This is a genomic window from Mesorhizobium sp. M1A.F.Ca.IN.022.07.1.1, assembly GCF_003997575.1.
Lineage (GTDB): Bacteria > Pseudomonadota > Alphaproteobacteria > Rhizobiales > Rhizobiaceae > Mesorhizobium.
The window spans coordinates 1-8,507 of sequence record NZ_RZST01000270.1; the positions used below are offsets into that span (position 1 = coordinate 1).

Here is an 8,507-nt window from a genome sequence, read left to right on the forward strand (position 1 = left end):
GTTCGCTACATTTAGCGGCCCGCATTTCACCTTGATTGCTCCTGACCGAGAGGAGCGATCCCATGACCGCCGCCACCAAGATCGAAGTTGCCGTGCCCCCCTCTGCCCTGTTCCAAGAAATGTGGGGCATCTATCGCAAGGTTCTGGACAACAACTACCTGTTTCACCGTGAAGCTTATGCGGTGCTTCGCCAGTTGCTGCAAAACCAACGCCCTGGCTTCTCTTTCCTGGACCTTGCATGCGGAGACGCCTCGTTCAGTGCGGCTGCCTTGGAGGGCTTGCCCGTCGGTCGCTATGTCGGCATCGACCTGTCGCGGACAGCGCTCGATGAGGCAACCGCCAATGTCGCCGGTCTGTCATGCGCCGCCGAACTGCGGCGCGGGGATTTCGTAGAGTGGCTGACCGCGTCGGAGGAGCCTGTCGATTTCGCCTGGATCGGCCTGTCCTTGCACCATTTACGCTTCGACAAGAAACTCGAGGTCATGCACCAGCTGCGGCGCCTTGTCGGCCCATCCGGGACGCTTCTGGTCTACGAGAACACATGCAAAATGTGGGAGAGCCGGGCCGGCTGGATGAGACGATGGGAACGGCAGCGCAAAGATTTTTCAGCGCTCAGCAGCCTCGAATGGCTGCTGCTCGCCACCCACGTGCATAGCATGGATTACCCTGAGACGGCGTCTTCCTGGCGGAATCTTGGCCGGCGGGCCGGCTTCCGCGAGGTGCGTGAGCACTACAGGAGTCCTTCGAACCTTTTCCGGTTGTTCAGCTTCAAGGCTTAGCGGCTCGCGGCCGACAACTTCGCGTCGACGAGCCGGGCTCGGCGAACTCACACGCGAACCAAAGCTCTACCTGAATGGTCGAAATGCAGGGCGCGAGTGGGCGGGACATCGAGCTGCCAGGCGCGGCATCAAAGCGGTCAGGTCGGGAACATGCCAATCCTGCCTGGCCGCCGGTGGCTACACAAATTCGCGGGCAAACCTGCCCGCGCTCAGAAGCGCGCGCCGCCCGGCGCTCAATTGCGCATTCCAGACCGGCCACGCATGGATCATATGCGGCCAGATTTCGAGGCGTGCCTCGACGTCCGCCATGCCGGCGGCCTCGGCGAGCCGCGTCGCGTCCGACAGCAGCGTCTCGGCGGAACCGACCTGGATCAGCATTGGAGGAAATCCGGTCAGATCGGCAAACAAGGGCGAGATCAGCGGATCGCGCCGGTCCACATCATGCGGAACATAGGCGCCCGCCAATTCCTCCAGATAGGCCCGGTGGATGATGGGGTCGATCGCGTCCTTGGCTGACAATGTCGTGCCGGACATCGAAAGATCCGTCCAGGGCGAGACCAGCCAAAGGCAGCCCGGCAACCGCTCGCCCGCCGCGCGCAACCGGCCGACCAGTGACAGGCTGAGATTGCCGCCGGCACTGTCTCCGCCGACAACGATGCGATCCGGCGCGATCCCTTGCTCGGCGAGGAAGCGCCACGCCGCGAGCGCGTCTTCGTGCTGCGCGGGAAAGGGATGTTCCGGGGCGCGCCGATAGCCGACCGCAAGCGTGCGCATTCTCATTGCCCGGCCGGCCTCTGTCACCATTCGACGATGGCTTTTGATCGAGCCGGAGCAGTAACCGCCACCATGGAAGAAGAGCAGCACCTTGTCCGTGCCGGACCCGGGCGCCAGGGACCACTCCGCGGCGAGGCCGTCGAAGACCACCGCCGCGCATCGGATATCGCCCGCGACCGGCCAGGACGAGCCGACCTCGTCGAGCCGCGCCCGGCGTTCATCCCAGCCCACTGGCCGCGGCCTCGACGCCAGCAAGGCACGAATGGCGTTGATTTCCTGTAGATCGAGGTTTTCGCCCGCACCGCTCATTTCGACGCCCCACGACCAAACGCGCCGCGACTAGTAGCGCTTTGAGCTTTGGCAACGGAAATCGTTGGGATAGTCGCTGGATGTGTCAAGCTGCGTCAGCGAATTCACCCATGGACTATTTGAATTGATCGGCATGGCACCGCGCGAGCAGAACCCTATTGTGTTTGTGTGAGCTGCAAACCACGCGGAGACGAACGTGACCCTGACCAACCGAGACCTGGTCGAGCTGACGGAATGGCGGCGCAAGCTGCATCGGCAGCCGGAAATCTCCAACGAAGAGGAGAATACGGCGAAGGAGGTCGTCGACTTCCTCGCCGATACCGGGCCGGACAAGGTGCTGACCGGGCTCGGCGGCCATGGCGTGGCGGCGGTCTATGACAGCGGGCAAGCCGGGCCGACGGTGCTGTTTCGCTCCGAGCTCGACGCGCTGCCGATCCATGAGCTTTCGGGCGTCGCGCATGCCTCGCAGGTGCCGGGCAAGTCGCATATGTGCGGCCATGACGGGCACACAGCGATCCTGGCTGCGCTCGGCCGCCAGTTCGGGCGCCAGAGGCCGGCGCGCGGCCGCGTGGTGCTGATGTTCCAGCCGGCGGAAGAGACCGGCAATGGCGCGGCCGGCGTCGTTGCCGATCCGCGCTTTTCCGAGATCCAGCCTGACTTCGCCTTCTCGCTGCACAATCTGCCGGGCGTGCCGTTCGGCGAAGTGAGGCTCAAACCCGGCGTGGTGAATTGCGCCTCGCGCGGCATGCGGATCGTGCTCGAAGGCAAGACCGCGCATTCCTCCATGCCCGAAACCGGCAGCTCGCCGATGCTGGCGGTCAGTGAGTTGATGCCGCAGCTGCCGACGCTCGGGCGCGGCACCTTCGCCGTCGACGATTTCGCCATGGTCACCGTCACCCATTGCTCGATGGGCGAAGCGGTGTTCGGCATCGCGCCCGGCTATGCCGAGGTGTGGGCGACGCTGCGCACCCGCCGCGACGAGCGCATGGCGGAGTTGGTTGCAGCGGCGGAGGCGCTGGCGGCAAGAATCGCCGCCCAACACGGCCTTTCCGTCCGCCACAACTACCACGAGATTTTCGTGGCCAGCGTCAACGCGCCGGACGCGGTGGAGCATCTCGAGCGCGCGCTGGACGAGGAAGGCGTGTCGCGCGGCGAGGAAGCCTTGCCGATGCGCGCCTCGGAGGATTTCGGCATCTTCGGCCACAGCGCCAAGTCGGCGATGTTCTTCCTCGGAGCCGGCGAGCGCTACCCGGCGCTGCACAATCCCGACTACGATTTCCCGGACGACCTGATCCCGATCGGTTCGAAGATCTTCATGCGCGCGGCGCGCAATCTGCTGGGGTGAGCGGGCTGGAAAGGAGGCGCATTCCGGCCGGAATTGCGTCGGAACAGAGAGACAGGGCAGTTCACCTTTTCCATGAAACGCTGAACTGAGACGGTGCGCAGGGCCGGCCGGACAGCTTTCGCCGGCGGTTTGCGTGTGCCGCGTAGCGCCCTGTATTGTTATGCCGGCTTGCCGCTTGTATGAGCGGGGAATGACCTCGATTTCCCGTCTTACCGCGCTCGTGCTGCTGGCGGCCATCACGTTTGCCACCCTCTCACCCGTCCAAATGCGCCCGCATCTCGGTGAGGCGAACATGGAACGCGCACTGGCCTATGCCCTGTTCGGCCTTGCCTTGGCCTTCGGATTCCGCGCCCGTCTGATGCACGCAATGCTGTTTGTCTGCGCCGCGGCCGGCCTATTGGAATTGCTGCAGGCGGTCGATCCCGGCCGGCATGCCCGGCTCCAGGATGCGCTCGTCAAAGCGGCGGCCGGGCTCATTGGGATCGCCTTGGCGCGGATTGTGTTTGCCGTCGCGAGCAGGGCCGTCGATCGTTCGGCAGGTCCGAGGATTTGAATCCCGGCACGGCAGCGCACGCAATAGCCGCGCGGAACCCGCTTGGGGTTCTTCGCTGGCGCGGCGCTATCGCGCGGAAAAGGTCCGCGAGGTCGGCGACCGGATCATCAAAAACCAGCTGGCGCGGCACCGGCGCGAGAGCGCGCCCGACTCGATCTGGGCGATGCGGCGGCGCTCATCGAGACGCTCCTGGAGAACGTGGTCCACCGCGCCATCGAACGGCACCCGGTCAGCGTCGCCGGCGAACGCGCGATGGGCCAGTGCCGCAGGATGATTATGGCCTATCTGACGAGCGTTGACCGCCATGCCGCCTAGCACTCACGCCCAGCACCACAATTTCTTCGCGCGCGAAGCCGTCACGGTGGCGCGCGCCTTGATCGGCGCGCGGCTCGGCCTCGCTGGCGTCGGCGGCATCATTGTCGAGACCGAGGCCTATCGCCCCGACGATCCGGCCTCGCACAGCTATCGCGGCCGCACGCCGCGCAACGCGCCGATGTATGGCGCCCCCGGCACGGCCTATGTCTATCGCTCCTACGGCTTGCATTGGTGCCTGAATGCGGTGTGCCTGCCGGGCAGCGCCGTGCTGATCCGCGCGATCCAGCCGCAATCCGGCATCGCCGCCATGCGCGACAGGCGGGGAACCGACGATGACAGGCTGCTATGCTCCGGCCCGGGCAAGCTCTGCCAGGCGCTGGGCGTCGACGGCTCGCATAACGGCCTGTCGCTCATCGCCCCGCCCTTCGAGTTTTCCGCCTCGGAAACCAACGCGGCCGCTATTTTGAGCGGACGCAGGATCGGCATCACGAAGGGCGTGGAGGCGCAGTGGCGGTTCGGCCTCGGCGGATCGCCTTATGTCAGCCGGAAGTTTTGACAGATCGATAGCGATCGATCACGCCGCCATCCATTCCTGCGCGGCACGCGCCGCGGCCAGTTCCATCGCTTCGGCAGCGAGAATGCCGCGCGACCTCGCGAACGCTTCGAAGGCGACGCGTGCGGCTTCGGCATCCTGTTCACCCGCGACCGCCGCCCGGCACAGCGCGATGGTCGTTGCGTAGGTCGGGCTGCGGCTGCCCGTCCATTCGTCGAGAAACTGATAGGCCTCGAAGACGGTGTTTATCTCGCGCGGAAAGCCGAGCCCGACGAAGATTGCGACGGGCTGAGAGAAACGCTTGGCGGGCATTGGTGTGGGCTCCATGAGGTAAGCTGCTTCGACAACGCGCGTCCCGCAGGCCGGTTGCAGCTCGAAAACGATTTTGGTTCCCGTCGACGGATGCTTGCCCGAAGCCTCCGTGTGTTTTCTCGCCCGCACATTAGGAAAGGCTTGCGGATGCGAATCGCAATGATCCTCGCGCTCAACGCGGCGCTGGCTGGATGCGTGACCTCTCCGGTCGACTACGGAGCGAAGCTGTCGCAGCAGGACCCGAAATGGGCCTCGCCGGAATGCCAGCAGGCCCGCATTGCGGCCTCGGACTACGACGTGCGCGAAAAGGAGCATCCCGGCTGGGGTTTTGGCGTGCTGCTCGGCCCGTACAGCATGGGGATGGTGGCGGCGGTGAAGGAGCATGAGCAGCAACAGCGACGGCTTCTTGCCCGCCAGGTGCACCTGCAATGCTCCAGCCAGCCGTTGCCCAAGGAGCTGGATTTCGATCCGGCAACCTACGCGCCGAAGAAGACGCAGTATCCGTACGCGAAAGCGCGCCGCTGCGACTTCGAATCGGCGGCCGATGTTTCTTGTTGAAGGCGTAGGTGGGGATGGCCACGCTTGATGGCGAGGATGCTTGCATTCAGCGTTCGCCCCACGCCTTCAGCAATGGTCCGTCGCGGCCATAGACCGGGTCCTTGCGCGGCCGGCTCACCTTCGGGATCATGCGTAGCGCTTCCGCGTGCTGCTCGGGCTTGGTGCATTCGTCATAGGTGCCGGAGGGCGGATAGGCGCCGACGACGAGGAAATCGTCGGAAGCCGAGAGCCGCTGGTGACCGGTGCCGGCCGGCAGGACCGCGACGTCGCCGGCCTTGACCGTGAGCGCGCGGCCCTTGTCGCCGCCGAAGCGCACCTTGGCCGTGCCGCGCGCAATGCCCAGCACCTCATGGATGCGCGAGTGGTAGTGGACATAATCGTAGATGCCGTTGCGCCAACTGCCGCCCCAGCCATTCGCCTTGAACAGCTCCTCGAAGACGGCTGCCGGATCGAGATCGTCCGGCAACGTCACGGCGCCGCGGTAAACGATCAGCGGCCAGGACGGATGGTTCGGAACGAGGCCGTCGTCCTTGAAGCGGAAGGCATTGGCTTTCCTCTGCCTGACCAGATCCGCGAGCCTGGACGTGCCCGGTCTTGCGATCCCAGTCAGCTTCTCCGCTGCTTTCTTGATGCTCTCGACAATGCTCAAAGCCGGGCCCTCCATAAGTGCCGCTTGCAACGCCTTGCGACCTCGGCCGACCGAACTCAACCCGTGGGGACGGCCTTGGTTCCAGAGGTTGGCGACGCACGATCGCGGCACGAGCGACCCCATTGCTTCCCGGCATCGCAACGGTCAAGCTGCGGGAGGTTGCCGGCGTCCATGCGCGACGCCAGCAATGGCCGCGCGCCCTTCCCGAGGAGTTCAAAATGCGTGCATTTTGCCTTTCGACCATCGGCGTTTTCGTTTCGGTGCTGCTTGCGGCATCCGCCTTCCCGGTCCTCGCTTCAGGCAGCGCGGCGAAGGGCCAAAATCTCCATCGACTGTGCCGCCAGGTGAAGAACGACGATACGATCCGCGCCTACTCGCACGAGCTCTACGGCGGCACGGTCAAGGCGTTCAGGAAGCTCTTTCCGGACGCCAAGGGCGCGCCGGCGGAATCGGAACTGCAGGCGCAGGCCAACTACCGCTGCATGAACGGCAAGGTGCTGGCCTGCTTCGTCGGGGCAAACCTGCCCTGCGCCAAAATGAACGCCGCGCGCGACAATCCCGGCGCGGACGAATTCTGCAGGACCAACCCGAATGCCGACGTCGTGCCAGCCTTCGCGACCGGTCACGACGCGCTCTATTCCTACAAATGTCTGAACGGCAAGGCGGTGGTGACCGGCGAGACCTGGGTGCTCGACAAGCGCGGCTTTGCCGCCCGGTTGTGGGCCGAAGTGCCCCGGCACTGAGGCTGACCGAAGAGCCGATCCGACGACCTGCAGAGACGGCTTAGCGGCGGCGCGCTTTCCGTTACATCCTTGCCCGGGCTGACCTGCGGCGAAGCAAGAGCGCGATGGCCAAAGCCGGAAGTGTCGCCGCGGCGGCGGCGAGGAAGACGAACCGCAGCCCGGCGGACGCGGCGATCAGGCCGAGCGCCGGGCTGCCGAGGCCGAGCGCCACGTCGAGAAAGACGGTGTAGAGCCCCATGGCAAGGCCGCGGCTGCTTGCGGGGAGATGGGCGACCGCCTCGGCGCCGAGGCCCGGATAGACCAGCGAGTAGCCGAGCCCGGTCAGGCCCGCTCCGATTCCCGCGACGAGCGGCCCCGGTGCCAGCCAGATCGATAGAAGGCCCGCCGCCTCGACCACCACGAAGATGGCGGCGACGCGGGCGCCGCCGAGCCTGTCCGGCAGGTGGCCGAAGCATAGCCTTGCCGCGATCAGCGATGCCGCATAGGCGGTGAAGGGAAGCCACACCGGATGCCAGCCGCGCTCGGCAAAGAGCAGTGCTGCGAAGGACAGGATCGCGCCATAGCCGAGGCTGCTGAGGGCCGCTCCGACGCCCGGAAGCCAGACCGCTTGCGCGACGCTCGTCCAGGACTGCCGCGCGGCGCTGCCGGCGGCCTTGACGCCGCGCATCGGTAGAGTGGCGAGCAGTGTTGCAAGGGGCAGGACCATTGTGGCAAGAGCGATCGCGGCGAAGCCCCCGGCTTCATAGAGCGCGGACCCGATCGGCGCGCCGAGCGCCAGCGCCGCGAACATTGCCATGCCGATCCAGGCGATGACCTTGCCGGAGTTCTGTCCGCCGGCAAGCGCCAGGCCCCAGGCGACGCCGCCGGTGATGATGAAGCTCTCGGCCGCGCCCAGCACCGCCCTGCCGGCGAAGAGCACCGTCGCGGACGCGGTCGGCTGAGCGAGCAAGGCCAGCGAGCCGAGATAGATAAGCCCGGCCAGCGCGGCGGCGACAAGGCCGACCACGACGGCGCGCTTGCCGCCACGCAGATCAGCATAGTTTCCGGCACCAATGCGCGACAGCAGCGAGGCGACGAACTGGCTGCCCGTCACCAGCCCGACGGCGAACGGGCCGAAGCCGAGCCTGTCATGCAGATGCAGCGGCAGGACGGGCAGCGCCAGGCCGATGAGCAGGAAGCCGGCAAAGATCGCCGCCATGATCGGCACCAATCTCGCCATCGTCCGGCTTTCATCGGCTGCAGTGCCCGTCGCGACCATCGCCGGCGCCTAGACCTCGAGCATGACCTTGATCGCGCGCCGCTCGTCCATGGCGCGGTAGCCTTCGGCGACCTTGGTCAGCGGCAGCTTGAGGTCGAAAACCTTGCCGGGCTTGATCCTGCCCTTGAGCACGCGCTCCATCAGGTCGGGCAGGAAGCGGCGCACCGGCGCCGGGCCGCCCAGCATGCGCTTCTGGCCGAAGAACAGTTTCTGGCCGTCGAAGCTCACGCCATGCGGCACGCCGACATAGCCGATGGTGCCGCCGGGGCGCGAGCAGGCCAGCGCCTGGTCGAAGGATTCGGCCGTACCGACGCATTCCAGCACCGAGTCCGCGCCGACGCCCGCGGTCAGTTCCTTGA

12 protein-coding genes are annotated in these 8,507 nt (G+C 66.1%); 6 read left to right on the forward strand and 6 right to left on the reverse strand.

Annotated features, from left to right (window positions below):
• Positions 1–62 precede the first annotated feature (62 nt).
• Complete coding sequence (locus EOA75_RS24230) at positions 63–779, forward strand: class I SAM-dependent methyltransferase (RefSeq protein WP_127215219.1); 717 nt, start codon at positions 63–65, stop codon at positions 777–779.
• A 177-nt stretch (positions 780–956) separates the two neighbouring features.
• On the opposite strand, the gene EOA75_RS24235 is transcribed toward EOA75_RS24230, so the two are convergent.
• Positions 957–1,862: an alpha/beta hydrolase gene (locus tag EOA75_RS24235; RefSeq protein ID WP_127325348.1), complete on the reverse strand. Its 906-nt coding sequence runs from the start codon at positions 1,860–1,862 to the stop codon at positions 957–959.
• 196 nt (positions 1,863–2,058) lie between these two features.
• Between EOA75_RS24235 and EOA75_RS24240 the strand changes: the two genes are divergently transcribed.
• Positions 2,059–3,207 carry an amidohydrolase gene (locus tag EOA75_RS24240; RefSeq protein ID WP_127240205.1) on the forward strand — a complete coding sequence of 383 codons (1,149 nt, stop codon included), beginning with the start codon at positions 2,059–2,061 and terminating at the stop codon, positions 3,205–3,207.
• 190 nt (positions 3,208–3,397) lie between these two features.
• Positions 3,398–3,760 (forward strand): VanZ family protein, encoded by a 363-nt coding sequence (locus EOA75_RS24245; protein ID WP_067321824.1) that lies wholly within the window; start codon positions 3,398–3,400, stop codon positions 3,758–3,760.
• A gap of 66 nt (positions 3,761–3,826) precedes the next feature.
• On the opposite strand, the gene EOA75_RS24250 is transcribed toward EOA75_RS24245, so the two are convergent.
• Entirely contained in the window at positions 3,827–4,066 is a 240-nt protein-coding gene (locus EOA75_RS24250; protein ID WP_127246712.1) for a hypothetical protein, read from the reverse strand.
• On the opposite strand from EOA75_RS24250, the gene EOA75_RS24255 reads away from it, so the two are divergent.
• Positions 4,065–4,631, forward strand: a complete 567-nt coding sequence (locus EOA75_RS24255; protein ID WP_127246711.1) for a DNA-3-methyladenine glycosylase — start codon at positions 4,065–4,067, stop codon at positions 4,629–4,631. The two genes, EOA75_RS24250 and EOA75_RS24255, sit on opposite strands and share 2 nt — an antisense overlap.
• A gap of 18 nt (positions 4,632–4,649) precedes the next feature.
• On the opposite strand, the gene EOA75_RS24260 is transcribed toward EOA75_RS24255, so the two are convergent.
• Positions 4,650–4,940 carry a DUF982 domain-containing protein gene (locus tag EOA75_RS24260; protein WP_067321830.1) on the reverse strand — a complete coding sequence of 97 codons (291 nt, stop codon included), beginning with the start codon at positions 4,938–4,940 and terminating at the stop codon, positions 4,650–4,652.
• Positions 4,941–5,099: 159 nt separating this feature from the next.
• Between EOA75_RS24260 and EOA75_RS24265 the strand changes: the two genes are divergently transcribed.
• Entirely contained in the window at positions 5,100–5,498 is a 399-nt protein-coding gene (locus EOA75_RS24265) for a hypothetical protein (RefSeq protein WP_245466724.1), read from the forward strand.
• Between the two features lie 46 nt (positions 5,499–5,544).
• Here the strand turns inward: EOA75_RS24265 and EOA75_RS24270 are convergent, their stop codons facing one another.
• Positions 5,545–6,147 carry a cupin gene (locus EOA75_RS24270; RefSeq protein WP_095783468.1) on the reverse strand — a complete coding sequence of 201 codons (603 nt, stop codon included), beginning with the start codon at positions 6,145–6,147 and terminating at the stop codon, positions 5,545–5,547.
• Between the two features lie 218 nt (positions 6,148–6,365).
• On the opposite strand from EOA75_RS24270, the gene EOA75_RS24275 reads away from it, so the two are divergent.
• Positions 6,366–6,890, forward strand: coding sequence for a hypothetical protein (locus tag EOA75_RS24275; protein ID WP_127325350.1), 525 nt, complete (start codon positions 6,366–6,368; stop codon positions 6,888–6,890).
• A gap of 61 nt (positions 6,891–6,951) precedes the next feature.
• Here the strand turns inward: EOA75_RS24275 and EOA75_RS24280 are convergent, their stop codons facing one another.
• Together EOA75_RS24280 and EOA75_RS24285 are read right to left on the reverse strand one after the other, a co-directional pair.
• Positions 6,952–8,148 (reverse strand): arabinose transporter, encoded by a 1,197-nt coding sequence (locus tag EOA75_RS24280; protein ID WP_127325351.1) that lies wholly within the window; start codon positions 8,146–8,148, stop codon positions 6,952–6,954.
• Positions 8,149–8,157: 9 nt separating this feature from the next.
• Positions 8,158–8,507: zinc-binding dehydrogenase (locus EOA75_RS24285; protein WP_164747529.1), on the reverse strand; the 350-nt coding region annotated here is incomplete at its 5' end.

Coding starts and splice junctions, on each gene's coding strand:
- EOA75_RS24230 (WP_127215219.1), top strand. CDS start 63: ATGACCGCCGCCACCAAGATCGAAGTTGCCGTGCCCCCCTCTGCCCTG.
- EOA75_RS24235 (WP_127325348.1), bottom strand. CDS start 1,862: ATGAGCGGTGCGGGCGAAAACCTCGATCTACAGGAAATCAACGCCATT.
- EOA75_RS24245 (WP_067321824.1), top strand. CDS start 3,398: ATGACCTCGATTTCCCGTCTTACCGCGCTCGTGCTGCTGGCGGCCATC.
- EOA75_RS24255 (WP_127246711.1), top strand. CDS start 4,065: ATGCCGCCTAGCACTCACGCCCAGCACCACAATTTCTTCGCGCGCGAA.
- EOA75_RS24250 (WP_127246712.1), bottom strand. CDS start 4,066: ATGGCGGTCAACGCTCGTCAGATAGGCCATAATCATCCTGCGGCACTG.
- EOA75_RS24260 (WP_067321830.1), bottom strand. CDS start 4,940: ATGCCCGCCAAGCGTTTCTCTCAGCCCGTCGCAATCTTCGTCGGGCTC.
- EOA75_RS24265 (WP_245466724.1), top strand. CDS start 5,100: ATGATCCTCGCGCTCAACGCGGCGCTGGCTGGATGCGTGACCTCTCCG.
- EOA75_RS24275 (WP_127325350.1), top strand. CDS start 6,366: ATGCGTGCATTTTGCCTTTCGACCATCGGCGTTTTCGTTTCGGTGCTG.
- EOA75_RS24280 (WP_127325351.1), bottom strand. CDS start 8,148: ATGGTCGCGACGGGCACTGCAGCCGATGAAAGCCGGACGATGGCGAGA.